This window comes from Bradyrhizobium sp. JR4.1 (assembly GCF_040548605.1).
Classification (GTDB): domain Bacteria; phylum Pseudomonadota; class Alphaproteobacteria; order Rhizobiales; family Xanthobacteraceae; genus Bradyrhizobium; species Bradyrhizobium canariense.
In genome coordinates this window covers 23,604-44,202 of the sequence record NZ_JBEPRY010000007.1, presented here as the reverse complement: position 1 = coordinate 44,202, position 20,599 = coordinate 23,604, and the positions used below count along the sequence as shown (strand labels likewise).

Annotated in this window: 17 protein-coding genes; 12 read left to right on the top strand and 5 right to left on the bottom strand. The window is 65.3% G+C overall.

Annotated elements, in window-relative coordinates:
• Positions 1 to 70 precede the first annotated feature (70 nt).
• From ABIB90_RS16760 to ABIB90_RS16725, 8 genes are all read left to right on the top strand, one after another.
• Positions 71 to 1,567 carry a CoA-acylating methylmalonate-semialdehyde dehydrogenase gene (locus tag ABIB90_RS16760; RefSeq protein WP_007592262.1) on the top strand — a complete coding sequence of 499 codons (1,497 nt, stop codon included), beginning with the start codon at positions 71 to 73 and terminating at the stop codon, positions 1,565 to 1,567.
• Between the two features lie 119 nt (positions 1,568 to 1,686).
• Positions 1,687 to 2,832, top strand: coding sequence for an isobutyryl-CoA dehydrogenase (locus ABIB90_RS16755; RefSeq protein WP_354161440.1), 1,146 nt, complete (start codon positions 1,687 to 1,689; stop codon positions 2,830 to 2,832).
• Positions 2,829 to 3,896, top strand: a complete 1,068-nt coding sequence (locus ABIB90_RS16750; protein ID WP_219683316.1) for an enoyl-CoA hydratase/isomerase family protein — start codon at positions 2,829 to 2,831, stop codon at positions 3,894 to 3,896. Before ABIB90_RS16755 ends, ABIB90_RS16750 begins: the two co-directional genes overlap by 4 nt.
• A gap of 30 nt (positions 3,897 to 3,926) precedes the next feature.
• Complete coding sequence (gene mmsB, locus ABIB90_RS16745) at positions 3,927 to 4,817, top strand: 3-hydroxyisobutyrate dehydrogenase (RefSeq protein ID WP_354161444.1); 891 nt, start codon at positions 3,927 to 3,929, stop codon at positions 4,815 to 4,817.
• Entirely contained in the window at positions 4,817 to 6,535 is a 1,719-nt protein-coding gene (locus tag ABIB90_RS16740; protein ID WP_354161447.1) for an AMP-binding protein, read from the top strand. The genes mmsB and ABIB90_RS16740 overlap by 1 nt, the downstream gene beginning before the upstream one ends.
• Positions 6,536 to 7,015, top strand: coding sequence for a MaoC family dehydratase (locus tag ABIB90_RS16735; RefSeq protein WP_219683313.1), 480 nt, complete (start codon positions 6,536 to 6,538; stop codon positions 7,013 to 7,015).
• 290 nt (positions 7,016 to 7,305) lie between these two features.
• Positions 7,306 to 8,223: an SDR family NAD(P)-dependent oxidoreductase gene (locus tag ABIB90_RS16730; protein ID WP_219683312.1), complete on the top strand. Its 918-nt coding sequence runs from the start codon at positions 7,306 to 7,308 to the stop codon at positions 8,221 to 8,223.
• Positions 8,220 to 9,446: a BaiN/RdsA family NAD(P)/FAD-dependent oxidoreductase gene (locus ABIB90_RS16725; RefSeq protein ID WP_354161539.1), complete on the top strand. Its 1,227-nt coding sequence runs from the start codon at positions 8,220 to 8,222 to the stop codon at positions 9,444 to 9,446. Before ABIB90_RS16730 ends, ABIB90_RS16725 begins: the two co-directional genes overlap by 4 nt.
• 9 nt (positions 9,447 to 9,455) lie before the next feature.
• Here ABIB90_RS16725 and ABIB90_RS16720 read toward each other — a convergent pair whose 3' ends face one another.
• Complete coding sequence (locus ABIB90_RS16720) at positions 9,456 to 10,673, bottom strand: MFS transporter (RefSeq protein ID WP_354161451.1); 1,218 nt, start codon at positions 10,671 to 10,673, stop codon at positions 9,456 to 9,458.
• Between the two features lie 91 nt (positions 10,674 to 10,764).
• On the opposite strand from ABIB90_RS16720, the gene ABIB90_RS16715 reads away from it, so the two are divergent.
• On the top strand, positions 10,765 to 11,667 hold the full coding sequence (locus ABIB90_RS16715; protein ID WP_007592243.1) for a LysR family transcriptional regulator: 903 nt from the start codon (positions 10,765 to 10,767) through the stop codon (positions 11,665 to 11,667).
• Here the strand turns inward: ABIB90_RS16715 and ABIB90_RS16710 are convergent, their stop codons facing one another.
• The 3 genes from ABIB90_RS16710 to ABIB90_RS16700 all read right to left on the bottom strand — a co-directional run bounded on the left by ABIB90_RS16710 (position 11,668) and on the right by ABIB90_RS16700 (position 15,123).
• Positions 11,668 to 12,747, bottom strand: a complete 1,080-nt coding sequence (locus ABIB90_RS16710) for an alanine racemase (protein WP_354161455.1) — start codon at positions 12,745 to 12,747, stop codon at positions 11,668 to 11,670.
• Between the two features lie 64 nt (positions 12,748 to 12,811).
• Positions 12,812 to 14,617 (bottom strand): ABC-F family ATP-binding cassette domain-containing protein, encoded by a 1,806-nt coding sequence (locus tag ABIB90_RS16705; protein WP_354161459.1) that lies wholly within the window; start codon positions 14,615 to 14,617, stop codon positions 12,812 to 12,814.
• An 8-nt stretch (positions 14,618 to 14,625) separates the two neighbouring features.
• Positions 14,626 to 15,123 (bottom strand): YaiI/YqxD family protein, encoded by a 498-nt coding sequence (locus tag ABIB90_RS16700; RefSeq protein ID WP_007592237.1) that lies wholly within the window; start codon positions 15,121 to 15,123, stop codon positions 14,626 to 14,628.
• A 141-nt stretch (positions 15,124 to 15,264) separates the two neighbouring features.
• Here ABIB90_RS16700 and ABIB90_RS16695 point away from each other — a divergent pair, with 141 nt between their 5' ends.
• Positions 15,265 to 16,065: a hypothetical protein gene (locus ABIB90_RS16695; RefSeq protein ID WP_354161463.1), complete on the top strand. Its 801-nt coding sequence runs from the start codon at positions 15,265 to 15,267 to the stop codon at positions 16,063 to 16,065.
• Positions 16,066 to 16,244: 179 nt separating this feature from the next.
• On the opposite strand, the gene ABIB90_RS16690 is transcribed toward ABIB90_RS16695, so the two are convergent.
• Positions 16,245 to 18,617 carry a xanthine dehydrogenase family protein molybdopterin-binding subunit gene (locus ABIB90_RS16690; protein WP_354161466.1) on the bottom strand — a complete coding sequence of 791 codons (2,373 nt, stop codon included), beginning with the start codon at positions 18,615 to 18,617 and terminating at the stop codon, positions 16,245 to 16,247.
• A gap of 211 nt (positions 18,618 to 18,828) precedes the next feature.
• Between ABIB90_RS16690 and ABIB90_RS16685 the strand changes: the two genes are divergently transcribed.
• Positions 18,829 to 19,896, top strand: a complete 1,068-nt coding sequence (locus ABIB90_RS16685) for a Ppx/GppA phosphatase family protein (RefSeq protein ID WP_354161469.1) — start codon at positions 18,829 to 18,831, stop codon at positions 19,894 to 19,896.
• A 1-nt stretch (position 19,897) separates the two neighbouring features.
• The gene (locus tag ABIB90_RS16680; RefSeq protein WP_007592230.1) at positions 19,898 to 20,584 is read left to right on the top strand and encodes an RlmE family RNA methyltransferase; all 687 of its coding nucleotides are present in this window, start codon (positions 19,898 to 19,900) and stop codon (positions 20,582 to 20,584) included.
• The last annotated feature ends 15 nt before the right edge of the window (positions 20,585 to 20,599 follow it).

Below are 20,599 nucleotides of genomic sequence, written 5' to 3'. Positions count from 1 at the left end.
TTGAATCCTATAAAATGCAGGTCGATAGGATTTGTCAAAGCGTTCAAGCTCGCCTTAAGGAGACCGTTCCATGCGTTCAGTCGGACATTTCATTGGTGGCAAGGAGGTCAAGGGCACCTCGGGCCGCACCGCCGACGTTTTCGAGCCGATGACCGGTGACGTCCAGGCCAAGGTGGCGCTGGCGTCCAAGGCCGAGGTCCGCGCCGCCGTGGAAAACGCCCGCGCTGCTCAGCCGGAATGGGCTGCGACCAACCCGCAGCGCCGCGCCCGCGTCATGATGAAGTTCGTTGAGCTGGTGCAGCGCGACTACGACAAACTGGCCGAACTGCTCGCCCGCGAGCATGGCAAGACCGTTCCTGACGCCAAGGGCGACATCCAGCGCGGCCTCGAAGTGGCGGAATTCGCCTGCGGCATCCCGCATCTGATGAAGGGCGAATACACCGAAGGCGCCGGCCCCGGCATCGACATCTACTCGATGCGCCAGGCGCTCGGTGTCGTCGCCGGCATCACGCCATTCAATTTTCCGGCGATGATCCCGATGTGGAAGTTCGCGCCTGCGATTGCCTGCGGCAACGCCTTCATCCTGAAGCCGTCGGAGCGCGATCCCGGCGTGCCGATGATGCTCGCGGAACTGATGATCGAGGCGGGCCTGCCGGCCGGCATCCTCAATGTCGTCAACGGCGACAAGGAAGCGGTCGACGCCATCCTCGACGATCCCGATATCAAGGCCGTCGGCTTCGTCGGCTCCACGCCGATCGCGCAATACATCTACGAACGCGCCGCCCAGACCGGGAAGCGCTGCCAGTGTTTTGGCGGGGCCAAGAACCACGCCATCATCATGCCCGACGCCGACATGGACCAGGCGGTCGACGCACTGATCGGCGCCGGTTACGGTTCGGCCGGCGAACGCTGCATGGCCGTGTCCGTCGCGGTCCCCGTCGGCAAGTCCACTGCCGACCGCTTGATGGAAAAGCTGGTCCCGCGCGTCGAGTCGCTCAAGATCGGCACCTCGATCGATCCTTCCGCCGATTACGGTCCGCTGGTGACGCGCGAGGCGGTCGAGAAGGTCAAGGGCTATATCGACATCGGCATCAAGGAAGGCGCGACGCTCGCGGTCGACGGCCGCGGCTTCAAGATGCAGGGCTACGAGAATGGCTTCTATCTCGGCGGTTCGCTGTTCGACAACGTCACCAAGGACATGCGGATCTACAAGGAAGAGATTTTTGGCCCCGTGCTCTCCGTCGTGCGCGCGCATGACTACAAGGAAGCGCTGGCGCTGCCGTCGGAGCATGATTACGGCAACGGCGTTGCGATCTTCACCCGCGACGGCGATGCCGCGCGCGACTTCGCGGCCAAGGTCAATGTCGGCATGGTCGGCATCAACGTGCCGATCCCGGTGCCGATCGCCTATTACACCTTCGGCGGCTGGAAGAAGTCCGGCTTCGGCGATCTCAACCAGCACGGTCCGGATTCGGTCCGCTTCTACACCAAGACCAAGACGGTGACCTCGCGCTGGCCGTCCGGTGTCAAGGAAGGCGCGGAGTTCTCGATCCCGCTGATGAAGTAAGGCTGTAGCCCAGCCCGTCATTGCGAGCGTAGCGAAGCAATCCAGACTTTCTCCTCGGACACATTGGATTGCTTCGTCGCTTCGCTCCTCGCAATGACGAGAACAGTGAGCAGCCCATCATGCAGTTCGCTCTGAACGAGGATCAGATCGCGGTTCGCGACATGGCATTGGCGTTTGCGGCGGAAAAGATCGCGCCGTTCGCGCTGCGCTGGGACGAGGAGAAGCATTTTCCCGTCGAAGTGATGCGCGAGGCAGCAGCGCTTGGCATGGGCGGCATCTATATCCGCGACGATGTCGGCGGCTCCGCGATGTCGCGGTTCGAGGCGGCGCTGATCTTCGAGGCGCTGGCGACGGGCTGTCCGACCACCTCGGCCTTCATCTCCATCCATAACATGGCGTCCTGGATGATCGATGCCTACGGCAGCGACACCCAGCGCCACAAATGGTTGCCCAAGCTCTGCACCATGGAGCTGATCGCGAGCTACTGCCTGACCGAGCCGGGCGCCGGCTCGGACGCGGCAGCGCTCCGCACCCGTGCCGTGCGCGACGGCGATCATTACGTCCTCAACGGCCAGAAACAGTTCATCTCCGGCGCTGGCGGCACCGATCTGCTGGTCGCGATGGTGCGCACCGGCGGCGATGGCCCCGGCGGCATCTCGACGCTGGTGATCGACGGCAAGACGCCGGGCGTCTCGTTCGGCGCCAACGAGCGCAAGATGGGCTGGAACGCGCAGCCGACCCGCGCCGTGATCTTCGAGAACGCCCGCGTGCCGGTCGCCAATCGCTTGAGCGAGGAGGGTGTCGGCTTCAAGATCGCGATGGCCGGCCTCGACGGCGGCCGTCTGAACATCACGGCCTGCTCGCTCGGCGGCGCGCAGACCGCGCTGGACAAGGCGCGCGCCTACATGAAAGAGCGCAAAGCGTTCGGCAAGCGTCTCGACGAATTCCAGGCGCTGCAATTCAAGCTCGCCGACATGGCGATCGAACTCGAGGCCGCACGCACGTTCCTGTGGCGTGCCGCCGCCGCGCTGGATCGCAAGGACCCCGACGCCACCATGCTCTGCGCGATGGCCAAACGCTTCGGCACCGATGTCGGCTTTGAGGTCGCCAACCAGGCGCTCCAGCTTCATGGCGGATACGGCTATCTCAGCGAATACGGCATCGAGAAGATCGTGCGCGATTTGCGCGTGCACCAGATCCTCGAAGGCACCAATGAAATCATGCGGCTGATCGTGGCGCGCAAATTGATCGAGGGCGCACGATGAGTGGAGTGGAGGAGGGCGATCTGGTCGCACGGGTCGAGGGCTCGGCCGGCATTGTCAGGCTCAACCGCCCCAAGGCGATCAACGCCGTGACGCTGGAGATGTTTCGCGACATCGATAAGGCGCTCGACCGTTTTGAGGCCGATCCAGCCGTTGCCGTGATCGTGCTGGAAGGTGCCGGCGAGCGCGGCCTGTGTGCCGGCGGCGACATTCGCGCGCTCTGGGAGAGCTCGAAGGTCGACGGCGATCTCGGCAAGATTCTGTGGCGAGAAGAGTACATCCTCAACGCCCGGATCAAGAAATTCCCGAAACCCTATGTCGCCTTCATGGACGGCATTGTGATGGGCGGCGGCGTCGGACTCTCGGCGCATGCGAGCCATCGCATCGTCACCGACCGCACCAGGCTTGCGATGCCCGAGGTCGGGCTCGGTTTCTTTCCCGACGTCGGCGGCACCTGGCTGTTGTCACGCTCGCCGGGCGAGATCGGCACTTATTTTGGCCTGACCGGCCAGACCATGAACGGCCCCGATGCGATCCACGCCAGGTTTGCCGATGCGGAGGTACCGGCGGCCAAATGGCCCGAGTTGCGCGACGCGCTGACCAAGGTTCGCCAGGGCGTCACCGCGGCCGATGTCAGCAAGCTCATCAACGGTTTTGCGACGGGGGAGACCGCGGGGCCGGTCGCCGCAAAGGAGCCGGCGATCGACGCACTGTTCGGCTTCGACCGCATGGAAGACATTTTTGCCGCGCTGAAGCGCGACGGTTCCGAGTTCGCGCTGGCGACATTGAAGAGGCTCAACGAAAAATCGCCGCGCGGCATGGTGGTGACGCTCAAGCTGCTGCGGCTCGGGCGCACCGCGTCGAGCCTGGAAGAATGCCTGGTGCGCGAATATCGCGCTGCGCTGGAAGTTTTCCGCAGCGACGACTTTCGCGAAGGCGTGCGCGCCGCCGTGATCGACAAGGATCGCAATCCGACCTGGTCGCCGCCCCGCATCGAGGATGTCACTCCGGACCTGCTTGCGCCGTATCTCGCCGAGATTGGCGCCGACGAATTGAAGTTCAACTAACCAACGAAACGTTCAGCGGAGGAAACCAAGATGGCCACGATCGCATTCATCGGTCTCGGCAACATGGGCGGGCCCATGGCCGCCAATCTGGTCAAGGCCGGCCACAAGGTCGTCGCTTTCGACCTCGCCGAGGCCTCCCGGAACCAGGCCAAGGCCGACGGTGCCGGCATCGCCGACAGCGCGGCGGGCGCCGTGAAGGGCGCCGATGTGGTCGTCACCATGCTGCCGGCCGGCAAGCATGTGCTCGGCGTGTGGGGCGAGGTCGTGCCCGCCATGACCAAGGGCACGCTGATCATCGACTCCTCCACTATCGACGTCGAGAGCGCGCGCCAGGCGCATGCGCTGGCGGCCAAGTACGGGGTGCTTTCGGTCGACGCGCCGGTCTCCGGCGGCACCGGCGGCGCCAAGGGTGCGACGCTCACCTTCATGTGCGGCGGCGAGGACAACGCGTTTGCAGCGGCAAAGCCCGTGCTGGAGAACATGGGCAAGAAGATCGTGCATTGCGGCGGGGCCGGCGCAGGCCAGGCGGCAAAAATCTGCAACAACATGATCCTTGGCATTTCCATGATCGCCGTGAGCGAGGCGTTCGCGCTGGCCGAGAAGGTCGGGCTCTCGCACCAGGCGCTGTTCGATGTGGCCTCGACCTCGTCGGGCCAGTGCTGGTCGCTGACGACCTATTGCCCGGTGCCCGGTCCAGTGCCGACCTCGCCCGCCAACAACGGCTACAAGCCGGGCTTTGCCTCGGCGCTGATGGTGAAGGATCTGACGCTGGCGCAGGACGCGGCGAAGGCCGCGGGCGCCGCAACCCCGCTCGGCAAGCATGCGCAGGAGATCTATCAGTCATTCGACGCAGCCGGCCACGGCGGGGTGGATTTTTCCGGAATTATCGAGCACGTTAGGAGTCTAGCCGGGAAAGCTTGATGACGACATTTCAGGAAGCGCGCGCGCTTCTGCTTCACAACCGCACGGACTATGAGACAGCGGTCAAGGACTTCCGCTGGCCTGATCCGGTCCCCTTCAACTGGGCACTCGACTGGTTCGACGCCGAGCTGGCGGCGAATGCGGACAGCAAGGATCGTCCTGCGCTTTGGATCGTCGATGCCGCGCAGGACCGGCAGACCAAGCTCTCGTTCGGGGCGTTGTCACGCCGCTCCAACCAGGTCGCGAATTTCCTCCGAGCACAGGGCTTGAAGCGCGGCGATCATCTCCTGCTGCTGCTCGGCAATGTCGTTCCGCTGTGGGAGACGATGCTAGCCGCGATCAAGCTCGGCGTCGTCGTGATTCCCGCGACGACCCTGCTCACCGCCGACGAGCTGCGCGACCGGCTCGATCGCGGCAAGGCGAAGGCGGTGGTGGCAGCGCAGGACCAGGTTGCGAAGTTCGCAAGCCTTGGCGCCGACGAAATCGTCCGCATCGTCGTGGGCGAGGCCTCCGATGGCTGGCTTTCCTATGATGAGGCGGCAAAGGCGTCGGAGAGCTTTGCAGCCGACGGCCCGACCAACGCTGACGACCCGATGCTGCTCTATTTCACCTCGGGCACCACCGCAAAGCCAAAACTGGTGCGGCACAGCCAGCGCAGTTATCCCGTCGGCCATCTCTCGACCATGTACTGGATCGGACTGAAGCCCGGCGACGTCCATCTCAACATCTCCTCGCCCGGCTGGGCCAAGCACGCCTGGAGCTGTTTCTTTGCGCCTTGGAATGCGGGCGCGACCGTGTTCGTGGTCAACCAGCCGCGCTTCGACGCCAAGGGGCTGCTTGCCACCATCGGCCGCTGCGGCGTCACCACGCTGTGCGCGCCGCCGACGGTGTGGCGGCTGTTCATCCAGGAGAACCTTGCGTCGTTCAAGGTGGCCTTGCGCGAGGTCTGCGGCGCCGGCGAGCCGCTCAATCCTGAGGTGATCGACCAGGTGCAGGCCGCCTGGGGCCTCACCATTCGCGACGGTTATGGCCAGACCGAAACGACGGCGCTCGCCGGCAACTCGCCGGGGCAAAAGATCAAGATCGGCTCGATGGGCCGGCCGCTGCCGGGCTATCGCGTGCGGGTCAGCGACGCCGATGGTCATCCGGCCAAGGAGGGCGAGGTGGCTCTGGTGCTCGGCGAAAACCGTCCCGCCGGCCTGATGCAGGGCTATCAGGGCGACAACGGCGGGCTGTCCGGCGCCGAAGGCGAGCTCTATCGCAGCGGCGACGTCGTGTTCGAGGACGATGACGGCTATCTCACTTTCGTCGGCCGGTCCGACGACGTGTTCAAATCCTCCGACTATCGCATCAGCCCGTTCGAACTTGAGAGCGTGTTGCTCGAGCACGAGCTCGTCGCGGAAGCCGCAGTCGTGCCGAGCCCGGATCCGATCCGGCTCGCGATTCCCAAGGCCTTTGTGCTGCTGACATCCGGCGCGGAGCGCTCGCCGGAAACCGCGCTCTCCATCTTCAAGCATCTGCACACGCGCCTGGCGCCGTTCAAGCGCATCCGCCGCCTCGAGATCGTCACGGAGCTGCCGAAGACGATCTCGGGTAAGATCCGCCGCGTCCAGCTCAGACGTCTCGAGCGTGACGACGATCGCAACGATCCCCTGCGCGGCCGGGAATTCCGCGAAGAGGATTTTCCGGAGCTGCCGAAAACACGGAGTGAGACCTAAGTGAACGAAGTCTGGAAGAAGCCGCCGATTACGCTTCAGGCCTACCAAGCCATGGTCGGCAAGGAGATCGGCGTGTCGTCATGGCACCTGGTCGATCAGCCACGCATCGACACCTATGCCGACGTGATCGAGGATCATCAGTTCATTCACGTCGACCCGGAGCGTGCGAAGAAGGAGACGGCGTTCGGCACCACCATTGCGCACGGTTTCCTGACGATGTCGCTGCTGTCGATCATGTCCTACGAGGTGATGCCCGTCATCGCGGGCACCACGATGGGCGTCAACTACGGTTTCGACAAGCTGCGTTTCATCTCGCCGGTGCGTTCAGGAAAACGCGTTCGCGGCCGTTTCGTGTTGGCGGAAGCCAAGCTGCGCAAGCCGAATGAATTGCAGTCGCGCACCAACGTCACCGTGGAGATCGAAGACGAGGACAAGCCCGCGCTTGTCGCGGAGTGGCTGGGATTGATCTATTTCGCCTGACGCCGCCTGTCGTTGCCAGGCTTGACCCGGCAAGCCATGGCTGCTCAAAAGCTGTTCAAATCGCTCGCGAAGCCTTCTCACCCTCTCCCCCTGCGGGAGAGGGTGGCTTCGCGGAACGCGAAGCCGGGTGAGGGGTATCCCTCCACGAGCTCCGCTGTCGATGGAGACCCCTCATCCGGCGCCGTAGCCAACGCTACGCGTTGGCGTTTTAACTGGGAACGGCGGCCGTTGGCCGCCTATGCCACCTTCTCCCACGAGGGGAGAAGGAAGAAGAAGCAGGAACTGCACTCATGGCAATCAGGTTCGACGGACGCGTCGCCATCGTCACCGGCGCGGGCAATGGTCTCGGCAAGGCGCATGCGCTGGGATTGGCGAGCCGCGGCGCCAAAGTCGTGGTCAACGATTTCGGCGGCGCGCGCGATGGCAGCGGCGGCTCGCTGTCGCCGGCGGAAGCCGTGGTCGAGGAGATCCGTAAAGCGGGCGGCATCGCCATGGCCGACGGCGCCGACGTCTCCAATTTCGAGCAGGTCACCGCGATGGTTGAGCGCGCCACCAAGGAGTGGGGCAGCGTCGACCTCTTGTGTGCCAATGCCGGCATTTTGCGCGACAAGTCGTTCGGCAAGATGGAAGCGGCCGATTTCCAGAAGGTGCTCGACGTGCACCTCGTCGGCACCTTTTATTGCTGCAAGGCGGCCTGGGCCGGCATGCGCGATCGCAACTATGGCCGCATCGTCCTGACGACGTCGTCCTCCGGCCTCTACGGCAATTTCGGCCAGGCCAATTACGGTGCGGCCAAGTCCGGCATGGTCGGCCTGATGAACGTGCTGGCGGAAGAGGGCCGCAAGACCGACATCCGTGTCAACATCATCTCGCCGACGGCGGCAACCCGCATGACGGAAGAGCTGCTGCCGCCGCAGGCGCTGCAGTTGATGAAGCCGAACGCGATCACGCCCGCGGTCGAGTACATGCTGAGCGAGGACGCGCCGACCCGCACCATCATGGGCGCCGGCGCCGGCTCGTTCGCGGTAATCAAGATCGTCGAGAGCGAAGGCATCAACCTGCCGGAATCCGAGTGGACCCCGGACGCGGTCGCGGCGCATTTCGCCGAGATCAGCGACATGTCGAAGGCGAAGGCGCTGCAGGGGGCTTTCGAGCAGACGCAGAAATATGTGGCGCAAGCCGCTGCGCGTGCCGGGGTAAAACTCTGACAGCCGTCGCCGTCATCGGCGCCGGCCCTGCCGGGCTGATAGCGGCCGAAGTGCTCGTGCAGGGTGGTGCTCGCGTCACCGTCTACGATTCGATGCCGTCCGCTGGCCGGAAATTCCTGATGGCCGGCCGCGGCGGGCTCAATCTCACCCACAGCGAACCGCTGCCGCAGTTCATCACGCGCTACCGCGAGGCGGCGCAGAGGTTGCAGGCTGCGATCGACGCGTTTCCGCCGGACGCGCTGCGCGCGTGGAGCGAGGCGCTGGGCGAGCCGACTTTTGTCGGCTCCAGCGGGCGTGTGTTTCCGAAAGCGTTCAAGGCGTCGCCCTTGCTGCGCGCCTGGCTGCGACGCCTCGATGCGGCCGGCGTCCGCTTTGCCTTTCGCCAGCGCTGGATGGGGTGGGATAGAGACGGACAACTGGTCTTTGACACACCCTGCGGCGGCGCCGCCATCGCCGCGGATGCCACGGTGCTGGCACTCGGCGGCGCAAGCTGGCCGCGACTAGGCTCCGATGGCGGCTGGACGACGATCCTCGCCGACAAAGGCGTTGCGATCTCGCCGCTGCGGCCGGCGAACTGCGGCTTCACCGTCGCCTGGTCCGAAATCTTCAGCACGCGCTTCGAAGGCCAACCGCTCAAGGCCATCGCGCTGTCCTTCGGCCCACAGCGCGCGCGCGGCGAGGCCATGATCACAACCGGCGGGATCGAAGGCGGGGCGATCTATGCGTTGTCGGCCGAACTGCGCGAGGCGATTGCGGCGAACGGCGAAGCGGTCCTGCACGTCGCGTTGCGGCCGGATGTCCATCATGGCGAACTCGTCCAGCGCCTGTCCGCCGCGCGCGGCAAGCAATCGTTCTCCAATTTCCTGCGCAAGGCTGCACAGCTGTCTCCGGTCGCGGTCGGGCTGTTGCAGGAAGCTGCCATCAGTGCTGGCCAGTCGTTGTCGGCGATGTCGGCTGAGCGATTGGTGGAGCTCATCAACGCCGTGCCGGTCAAGCTCACGGGCGTCGCGCCAATCGCGCGCGCGATCTCCAGCGCCGGCGGGATTTCCTTCGGTGAACTCGACTCGGAATTCATGATCCGCAAGCTGCCGGGCGTGTTCGCGGCCGGAGAGATGCTGGACTGGGAGGCGCCGACGGGTGGCTATTTGCTCCAGGCCTCGTTCGCGACGGGGGCTGCGGCGGGTAGGGGTGTGTTGCGACGGCTCGCCCAACTGTCGTCCTGACCATCCGCATCATGACGTCCCGGTCCGGGTTGCGAGATCCGTGAGGAGGCCGAGCACGCCGAAGCTTGCCGCCACTGCGCAGACCATCGTCCAGCCGCCAAAACTCCAGGCCAGCGATGCCGCCGCCGCGCCGACGCCACCGCCAATGAAGAACAGCGCGACGAACAGGCCGTTCATGCGACCGCGGGCCTCGGGGCGCAACAGGTTGATGGCGCGACGGCCCAACGTCTGGTCGGTGGTGATGCCGACGTCGAGCAGGATCGTGCCGAGGCTCAGGACCAGCAGACCGGTGATCTGGGATTCAAGCACGCTCGCCCAGGTACAGAGCGCAAGCGACCCGATGATGAGCAGATGGGCGGCAAAGAACATCGGCCGCGCCCGGCCCCTGTCGCCCCAGCGGCCGGCCATCGGTGTCGCCGCGGCGCCCGCCACGCCGATCAGTGCGAAGGCGGCAACTCCCTTGGCGTCGAGGTCGAACGGCGCCTCCGGCAGCCGCAGCGCGACCGCCGACCAGAACGCCGTGAAGGAAGCCATGACCAGCGATGCGGTCCAGGCCCGCACGCGGAGCACGGGCTCTTCGCGGAGCAGTCTTGGAAAGGACAGGAGCAAGTCGGCGTAGCTCGCGCGTCCCGTCGGTTGAAGGGTTGGAAGGTAGCGGGCGAGCGCGCAGGCAAGCAGGGTCATCAGAATGGCCGAGACGACATAGTAGGCGCGCCAGCTCCAGAGATCGGCGATCAGGCTCGCCGCAGGTCGCGACAACAGGATGCCGATCATCAATCCGCCCATCACCTCGCCGATGGCCTGGCCGCGGCGATCCGGCGCCACCATCGATGCGACAAGCGGAACCATCATCTGGATCGCCGCGCAGCAGGCGCCCAGGATGAAGGTGGCGAGCAGCAGGAGCGCGGGCGTCGGCGCGAGCGCCGTCGCAAGAGCGGCAAGGATGGCGCAGCCAAGCGTGCGGAGGATGACAAGCCGGTTCTCGACCAGATCGACCAGAGGCACGAGCAGCAGCAGGCCGAGTGCGTAGCCGAGCAAGGTCAGCGTGCTGATCAGGCCCGCCTGCCACGCGGGCATGGACATTGACCGGCCGATCAGGCCGAGCAGGATCTGCGGCGCGAACAGATTGGTGACGACGACACCGGCGGTGATTGCGCCGAGCCAGATCAGGGGCCGCTCGGCGAGTTGGTTTCGGGAGGCAGGCCTGGTGGCTTCGGAGGTAGTCATGGGACCTCGCAGCTGTGGCGCGAGACCCTTTAAGCGGAGTGGTCAATATGCTACAATTCAAATAAGCCGATAAAGAATATGCGGGTTTGTTATGAATACCCATGACCTCGTCGCTTTCGTCGCCGTCGTCGAGACCGGATCGATTGTCGCAGCTTCGGCGCGTCTCAATCTCACCCAGCCTGGCGTGACCCGACGTATCCAGAATCTCGAGGAGATGCTGGGGGCGCAGCTTCTGGATCGGCTCTCGAAGCCCCTGAAGCCGACGGCGGCGGGCCATGAAGCCTACGAGCAGGGCAGGCGCCTGCTCAGGATGCTGGACGACCTCAAGTCGGGCGTGGCCAACGACGGAATGGTTCGCGGCGAGTTCAGGCTCGGTCTGACGCCGTTTCTCTCGGAGGCGGGCCTGACCGCACCACTCGATGCGGTGCGCGCCGAATTTCCCGCGCTGGCGGTGCGGGTGGTCTCCGGTTGGTCGCCGAACCAGCTCGAGCGTGTCTGCCGCAACGAGCTCGATGCAGCCGCGATTTGTCTCCCCGACGGTGCAGTGCCGCCCGCCGATCTCGCGGCCGACGATCTCGGCGCGCAGCCCGTCGTCTTCGTCGTCGCACGAGAGATGAAGATCCCGCGCACCGTCGACCTGGAACGGCTGTCCCAACTGTCGTGGGTAATCAACCAGGATGGCTGTGGATTTCGCGATACGCTGAAGCGAAAATTCGATGCCTCGCATCTGCCGTTCAACATCGCGGTCGAGGCGCTGGATAGTGAGCTTCGCCTGTCGCTGGTGTCGCGTGGTCTCGGCGTCGGGCTGGTCACCCCGATCGCCCTGAAACGCAGCGCATTTCGCGACAAGCTCAAGCCGGTCGCTGCGCGCGACTTCAAACCCGCGGTGCGCGCATGGGTGGTGCATCGCGCCCCCGCCGGTCGGCTGGAGCGGCCGATCAAACTCTTCCGCGATGGATTGGTCCGGGAACTCCAGGCACTGATCGGGGGCTAGCTACCTCAGCTTCCCCCGTGCCGCCACCGGCAGCGTGCCGATGATCTCCTCGCCGCGCACCATCACCACTTCGTCCATCATGTTGACGACGACGCAGACATGATTTGGCACGACCCGCACGATGTCGCCGACATTCGGCCGGGTGTTGCTGCGGGAGAGGTCGAGGAAGCCGTGCTCCTCGGCGAAGCGTGCGATCTTGGCTTCGGGGTGCTCCAGGATGAGGCCGTGGCCGTCGAGGCCGCCGGTGTCCGTCGTCAGAGTCTTCGAGCCGGCGTCGAGGATGCCGCGCTCAGGCGCGGCGCGGCTGACCACGGTCGAATAGATGTGCAGCGCGCAGTCGTCCCAGGTGGCGACGCCGGCCGCGACCTGCATGCGGTCGTTGTAGATGTAGGTGCCGAAGCGATGCTCGGTGCCGCCCTTGAGCTTGCCGAGGTTCTTCAGGTTCGGCGTCCCGCCGGTCGAGACGATTTTTGCATCCAGCCCGTGTGCGCGCACGCCGGCCAGAGCTTCGTCATAGAATTTTTGTGCGTCGGCCCAGCCGGTCTCGGTCGGATACATCATGAAGCCGGCGAATTGCAGTCCCTTGGATGCGGCAATCTCCTGCGCCAGGGCAATCGCCTCGGCGGGCGTCTCGACGCCGGCGCGCTTGCGGCCGGTATCGCATTCGACCACGACCGACAGCGGTCGGCCTGAGGCCGCAGCGGCCTTGGGCAGGCCGGCAACGACGGTCGAATTGTCCGCGGCGACCGTCATGTTGGCCTTCGCCTGCAGCGCCCCTAACCGCGCCATCTTTTCTTCGCCGAGCAAATTGTAGCTGATCAGGATGTCGTCGATCCCGGCATTGACCATGATCTCGGCTTCACCGAGCTTCTGGCAGGTGATGCCCTTCGCGCCGGCCGCGATCTGCATCCTCGCGATCGTGGGGTTCTTGTGCGTCTTGATGTGGGGACGGTTGGCAACTCCGGCGTCGTCGCAGGCCTTCTGGATCCGCGCGATGTTGCGCTCGACCTTGTCCATGTCGATGACGGCGCAGGGCGTGCCGTATTCGCGGGCGATCTTGGCGGCAAGGGTCGTTGTCATGGAAGTCTCTGAGTTGGCGCGCATCCCGTTTGCAAAAGCGGTGCCCACTTTTGCGAAATGCACGCTAGGCCTGTTCAATCTCTTCGCGCCGCACTTCGAGCTCCAGCCATTTGTCCTCGGCCTCGGCCAGTTCCTTTTGCGCCTTCGTCAGAGCGTCGGAGGCCTGATCGAAGCGCTTGCGATCCTTCCGGAACAGATCGGGGTCGTCAAGGAAGCGCTGCTGTTTGGCGATCTCGGCCTGCAGCTTGGCGATGGTCTTGGGCAACGTCTCCAGCGCGTGTTGCTCGTTGAAGGTCAACCGTCGCTTCGCGACGCCGGAAGGCGCGACGGTTCGCTGCTCTCTCGTCTCTTCGACGGCCTTCGCTGTCGCGCGCTTCACGTCAGCGCCGCGCTGGGCGAGCATGTCGGTATAGCCGCCGGCATATTCGAGCCAGCGTCCGTTGCCCTCGGGCACGATCACAGACGTCACCACGCGGTCGAGAAAATCGCGATCATGGCTGATCAGAATCACGGTGCCCTCGTAGTCGCTGAGCATTTCCTCGAGAACGTCGAGGGTCTCCAGGTCGAGGTCGTTGGTCGGCTCGTCCAGCACCAGGAGGTTCGAGGGCTTCGCCAGGGCGCGCGCCAGCATCAGCCGGCCGCGTTCACCGCCCGACAGCACCTCCAGCGGCGTGCGCATCTGTTCCTGGGCGAACAGGAAGTCCTTCATGTAGCTGACGACATGCTTCGGCTTGCCGCCGACCATGACATGGTCGCCGCGGCCGCCGGTGAGCGCCTCGGCCAGCGTCGTCTTCGGATCGAGACTTTCCCGATGCTGGTCGAGCGTGGCCATCTCGATGTTGGCACCGAGCCGTATGCTGCCGCTGTCCGGTACGCTGCCGCCGGTCAGCATCTCGATCAGCGTGGTCTTGCCGGCGCCGTTCGGGCCGACGATGCCGATGCGATCGCCGCGCTGGACGCGGATCGAGAAGCCGTCGACGATCTTTCGCTCGCCATAGGACCGGCTGATATTCTTGGCCTCGATGACGAGCTTGCCGGATTTGTCGGCTTCGGCAGCCGCGAGGTTGGCGTTGCCCGTCGCGCCGCGATGGGTGCGGCGCTGGTCGCGCAGCGCGTGCAGGTTCCCCAGCCGCTTGACGTTGCGCTTGCGACGGCCCGAGACGCCGTACCGCAACCAGTGCTCCTCGTTGACGATCTTGCGGTCGAGCTTGTGCTGGTCGCGCTCTTCCTCCGCGAGCACCTCGTCGCGCCAGGCCTCGAAGGCGCTGAAGCCGCGGTCGATCTGCCGGATTTGGCCGCGGTCGAGCCAGGCGGTGCTGCGCGAGAGATTGCCCAGGAAGCGCCGATCATGGCTGATGATCACCAGCGCGCAGCGGCGGCTCTCCAGTTCGCTCTCCAGCCATTCGATGGTCGGAAGATCCAGATGGTTGGTCGGCTCGTCCAGCAGCAGGATATCGGGCGAGGGCGCCAGCACGCGCGCCAGCGCGGCGCGGCGCGCTTCGCCGCCGGAGACATGCGCCGGATCTTCTTCACCGCTGAGACCGAGCTGCTCGACCAGATAGCGCGCCTGATAATGGTCGTCGCCGGCATTGAGGCCTGCCTCGACATAGGCCAGCGTGGTGGAGAAACCGGAAAAATCCGGCTCCTGCGGCAGGTAGCGAATGGTGGCGCCGGGTTGCACGAAACGGCTGCCGCCATCCGGTTCGACCAGGCCGGCGGCGATCTTGAGCAGCGTCGATTTGCCGGAACCGTTGCGGCCGATCAGGCAGACGCGCTCGCCGGTCGAAACCGACAGTTCGACGCCCGCCAGGAGCGGCGTGCCGCCGAAGGTCAGCTTGATATCGCGCAGTTGAATCAGCGGTGGCGCCATGCGGTGTCTCAGTCCTGTCTTGTTGCGGCCTGGTCGGCGCGGCGGCGCTGAATGCGGCGGATGGTCTGGTCGAGCGTCGACAGAAACGTCGAGCGGTCGCGCGGTGAATACGACTTCGGACCGCCGGTAACTTCGCCGGCCGAGCGCAAATCGGTCATCAGGTTGCGGACGGCGAGCGTCATCCCGATCGACTCCTCGGTGAACGCCTTGCCGTTGGATGCGATCACATCGGCGCCGGCCTTCACGCAGCGGCTCGCGAGCGGAATATCCGAGGTGATGACGATATCGCCGGGCCCGGCGCGTTCGGCGATCCAGTCATCGGCTGCGTCCATGCCGGACCCCGCGGCGACCCGCTCGATCAGCGGATCCTGGGGCACGCGGATGAAATTGCCCGCGACCACGCTCACGGGCAGGCCGTGTCTGCCGGCGACGCGATAGATCTCGTCCTTCACCGGACAGGCGTCGGCGTCGACATAGATGCGGGTGGTGTTTTGAGGGTTCGTCATTGTCCGTAGATGAGGCTTGCGAAGCGGTTCCGCAGCAGCCGCGTGGTACCCCATTCGGCCCGCAAAGGCGAGGGGATTGACCCCGGTTCCTCAGGGCCTACGATCGGCCCGAAACGACAAGAAATTGGGGAAAGCCAAGCCATGCCGAACCGGCTCGAGACCTATCGTGTCGAGGCCTACAACACGGCCAAACAGTCCGAAAACAAGATGCATGACGACAATGTGGCGCGCCGCTTCGGGTTTTCCGGCGGGCTGGTCCCCGGCGTCGACGTCTTCGCCTACATGATGCATGTGCCGGTGGCGCGCTGGGGCCGCGATTTCCTCTCGCGCGGGCTGATCGAGGCGCGTTTCATCAAGCCGATCTATGACGGCGAGACCGCCGAAATCGATGCGACTGAGCACAACGGCCTGCTCACCATCGAGGTGTTCAGCCGCACCGAGCTCTGCGCGACGGGGACGGCGTCGCTGCCGGCGATTGCGACTGCGGTGTCGTTGAGTGACTATGTCGCAGTCCCAGCAGTCGCGGAGCGCAAGCCGGTCAGCCCGGCAACATTCGAGACCGGCAAATGGCTCGGTACGACGCCGCGCCGCTGGGCCGGGCAGGATGCCGCCGACTATCTCGCCGACATCCGTGAGGCCGATCCGATCTTCGCGCGCGAGGGGCTCGGCCACCCCGGCCTGATCCAGCGCGTCATGAACCGCGTGCTGGTGGACAACACGATCCTTGGCCCGTGGATCCATGTCGGCAGCCGCATGCAATTGCTGTCAGCCGCACGCGCCGGTGATGAGATCACCGCGCGGGCCAAAGTCACCGGGAACTACGAGAAGAAAGGCCATCGCTTCGTAGAGCTCGACGCGCTGGTGGTCGCCAACGGCACGACGCCGCTGGCGCACTGCCAGCACACCGCGATCTACCAGCCGCGCGAGCAGGCGGCGGCGTAGGCACGGGGTAAGGGCACAGCGCGTCCTCACGCGCGCTGTCATTCCACGCGAAGGCGGGGAATCCAGTACGCTGAGGCATCTCCGTATCCCACGACCGTCTCTGGAATACTGGATCGTCCGCCCCAGTGCGCAAGTGCGCACAAGGCGGACGATGACAGCGGTGTTTCTGGCGACGCCCGCTACGCCGCTTTCCCCTTCGCGTCCTGGATCGCGCGCCACACACGCTCCGGCGTCAGCGGCATGTCGATGTGCTTGATGCCGTAGTCGGAGAGCGCGTCGATCACTGCGTTCACGACCGTGGACAGGCTGCCGGCGCAGCCGGCTTCGCCGCAGCCCTTGCTGCCGAGCGGATTGGTCGTGGCCGGCACCGGGTGGTCGCCGACCGTCATGTTCGGAGCGTCCTCGGCGCGCGGCAGTGCGTAGTCCATCAGCGAGCCCGTGATCGGCTGGCCGTTCTCGTCGTAGCGGACGTGCTCCATCAGCGCCTGGCCGATGCCCTGGACCACGCCGCCATGGAGCTGGCCCGCGACCAGCAGCGGGTTGATCACCGTTCCGAAATCGTTGACCGCGCTGTAGCGCACGATCTGCACCACGCCGGTCTCGGGGTCGATCTCGACCTCGGCGACATGGCAGCCGTTCGGGAAGGCCGACGGCACCGGTTCGCTGGTGTGATCGACGTCGAGGCTGTCGGGCACCCCCTCAGGCATCTTGCTGTCATGCAGGCGTTTGGCGAGCTCCATGATGTCGATGCTGCGATCCGTGCCGGCGATCGTGAAACTGCCGCCTTCGAATTCGATGTCGGCTTCGGATGCCTCCAGCATGTGCGCGGCGGCGCGCTTGCCCTTTTCAATCACGAGCTTGGCGGCGCCCACGATCGCCATGCCGGTCGCGGTGATCGAGCGCGAGCCGCCGGTGCCATTGCCGGTGTGCACGATGTCGCTGTCGCCCTGCACCAGCTTGACGCTGTCGAAGGGGACGCCGAGCTGCTCGCACAGCACCTGCGCGAACGGCGTGGCGTGGCCCTGACCGTAATCGAGCGTACCGGTGATGAGCTGCACCGAGCCATCGGGATCGAACACGATCTTGCCGAGCTCGACGCCGGGAGGTGCGGTCACCTCCAGATAGGAACCGACAGCGATGCCACGCAGCTTGCCGGACTTCTTGCTCTCCTTCTTGCGCTTGGCAAAGTTCTCGTGGTCGGAGATTTCGAGCGCCTTGTTGAAGACAGCCTGGAAGTCGCCGCTGTCATAGGTGACACCGGAGGACGCGGCGAAGGGCATCTGGTTCTGCTTGATGAAGTTGCGCTTGCGCATCGTCAGGCGGTTGATGCCCATCTCGTCGGCGGCGCGGTCGATCAACCGTTCCATGTAGTAGTTGGCCTCGGGCCGTCCGGCGCCGCGATAGGCGCCCATCAGCGTGGTGTTCGTCAGCACCGTCTTGATATCGACGGCCATCAGCGGCGTGCGATAAACGCTGGAAAAGTTCTTGCTGGTGTTGAGCGAGAGCGGACTGGGAGCAACGCCAGTGATGTAGGCTCCGAGATTGCCGTAGCCCGAGAGCTTGGCGGCGAGGAAATGCCCCTCGGCGTCCAGCGCGAGCTCGGCGTGAATCTTCTGCGCACGGCCGTGGCTGTCGGACAAGAAGCTGGACGAGCGTTCGTCCAGCCATTTCACCGGCCGCCCCAATTCCTTGGCCGCGTAAAGGATGCACATGTACTCGGGATAGTTGACGTTCTTCATGCCGAAGGACCCGCCGACATTGGCGGTGAGGATGCGCACCTTTTCGTTCGGCACCTTCAGGTTCTTGGCGAGGTTGGCGCGGTTGCCGGCGACGCCCTGCGTCGGCATCTGGATGGTGTAACGCTCGGTCTTCTTGTCGTAGGAGGCAAGGCCGACGCGCGGCTCCATCGAGACCACGGCGACACGGGTGTTTTCGATGTCGACCTTGGTCACGTGAGCGGCGCTGGCGAAGGCCGCATTGACCTTCTCGATGTCGCCATAGTGGTAGTCGAGCGCGACATTGTTCGGGATGTGGTCGTAGAGTTGCGGCGCGCCGGGTTTTGCGGCTTGCTCGGGATCGGTCACCGCCGGCAACGGCTCGATGTCGAGCTCGACCGCCTCGGCCGCGTCGCGCGCCTGGGCCAGCGTCTCCGCCACCACGAAGGCGACGGGATCGCCGACGAAACGGACCTTGTCGGTTGCGAGCGGCTGCCGGTTGGTCTGGAGCAGGGGCGAGCCGTCGCGGCTCTTCAGCGGCAGGCCGCAGGTGAAGGGGCCGTAGCCGGCCGCATCGAGGTCTTTGCCGGTCCAGACCCCCAGCACGCCCGGTATCGCCCTGGCTGCGTCGACGTTGATGCCGCGAATGACGCCGTGGGCATGGGTCGAGCGGACGATCACGGCATAGGCCTGGCCGGGCAGGTTGAAATCGTCGGTGTAGCGGCCCTTGCCGCGCACCAGCGTATCGTCCTCCTTGCGGCGGACCGGCTGCCCGACACCATATTTTTGCAGTGCAATAGCGTTTTCGAGCGTGGAGGATTTGGTGTGTTCTTGCATGGAATTGACCTGAAAAGCCGGCAATTGCGCGGTTTTGGGGGGCGCCTGGGGGCCGGACCCCTCAAAAATAACCCACCGGCCCGTTCACGACAACGCACGAATGGGCATGGTCCCATGTGATGCGTTGTTGCGCAGGATTGGCGCGCTGCTAATGTTTCAGGCGAAAAAGCAATTCCAGCTCGGCCTAACCGGCCGCGGAAAGACAGTTTGTATGAATGACCACACGCGGCTCCGCGACGGCCTTGCGCCGCACGGTGAGCTGGGGTCGATGGCGGCGGCGTTCGCCACTGAACCGGCCGTCGGCGCGCAAGCGCCGGGAACCGGCGTCTACGCGGCGCTCGACCTCGGCACCAACAATTGCAGGCTCCTGATCGCCTGTCCGACCCACGACGGCTTTCGCGTGGTCGATTCCTTCTCGCGCATCATCCGGCTCGGCGAGGGCGTCTCGGCAACCGGGTGCATCAGCGAGGCCGCGATCGAGCGCGCCATCGTGGCGCTCGGCATCTGCCGCGACAAGATCAACCTGCGCAAGGCGCGGCGGCTGCGGCTGATCGCCACCGAAGCCTGCCGCGCCGCCTCGAATGCCGAAGGCTTTCGCAGCCGCGTCGCGGCCGAGACCGGGATCGAGCTCGAGGTGATCGACCGCGAGACCGAGGCGGCGCTCGCCGTGCTGGGCTGCTCGCCGCTGGTCGATCCCAGGGGGCGCGGCGCGATCCTGTTCGACATCGGCGGCGGTTCGACCGAGCTGGTGCGGATCGAGCGCGACGCCGCAAATCCGGAGCCGCGCATCAAAGCCTGGATGTCGATCCCATTCGGCGTGGTCACGCTTGCCGAGCAGTTCGGCGGACGCGACGTGACGCCGGAGATCTACGCCGCGATGGAGCGCGAGGTCGCCCATCACATCAGGCCGTTCGCCGAACAGCATGGCGGCGATCTCGCCGACATGCATCTGCTCGGCACCTCAGGCACGGTGACGACGCTCGCCGGCATCCATCTCAACCTCGCGCGCTACGACCGCCGCCGCATCGACAGCGTCTGGATGAACGATACCGACGTCACCGCGACCATCAACAAGCTGCTCGGCATGAGTTACGAGGAGCGCGCCGCGAACAGCTGCATCAGCGTCGAGCGTGCTGATCTCGTGCTGGCCGGCTGCGCCATCCTCGACGCGATCCGCCGCGCCTTTCCGCTGCCGCGCCTGCGCGTCGCCGACCGGGGCCTCCGCGAAGGCATGCTGGTCGAGATGATGCGCGAAGACGGCGCGCTCAGGAGCTGGTGAGATGGCCAAGGACACCACCGGCCGCTTGCACGTCCAGGTCAAGACCCACGGCAAGCGAAAATTGTCGTCGAAGCTCTGGCTGGAGCGGCAGCTCAACGACCCCTATGTGGTGAAGGCGAAGGCGCTGGGCTATCGCTCGCGCGCCGCTTTCAAGCTTCTGGAGATCGATGACAAATACCGGCTGCTGAAGCACGGCATGGCGGTGGTCGATCTCGGTGCCGCGCCGGGCGGCTGGAGCCAGATCGCCGCCAAGCGCGTCGGCTCGGTCGACGGCAAGGGCAAGGTCATTGCGATCGACCTGCTGGAAATCCCCGAGATTGCCGGGGTCGAGTTCGCGCAGCTCGACTTCATGGACAATGACGCGCCGGACAAGCTCAAGGCGATGCTCGACGGTGGCGCCGACATCGTGATGTCCGACATGGCTGCCAACACCACCGGTCACCGCAAGACCGACCAGCTTCGCATCGTCGGCCTGATCGAGACCGCCGCCGCGTTTGCCTGCGATGTGCTGAAGCCGGGCGGGACCTTTCTGGCGAAGGCGTTCCAGAGCGGCGCCGACGCCGAGCTGCTCGCCCAGCTCAAGCGCGATTTCGCAACAGTGCGTCATGTGAAGCCCGCCGCGAGCCGTGCGGATTCCTCGGAGCGCTACGTGCTGGCGACGGGATTTCGGGGCGGGGCGACGGAATAGCAACAAACTCCGTCA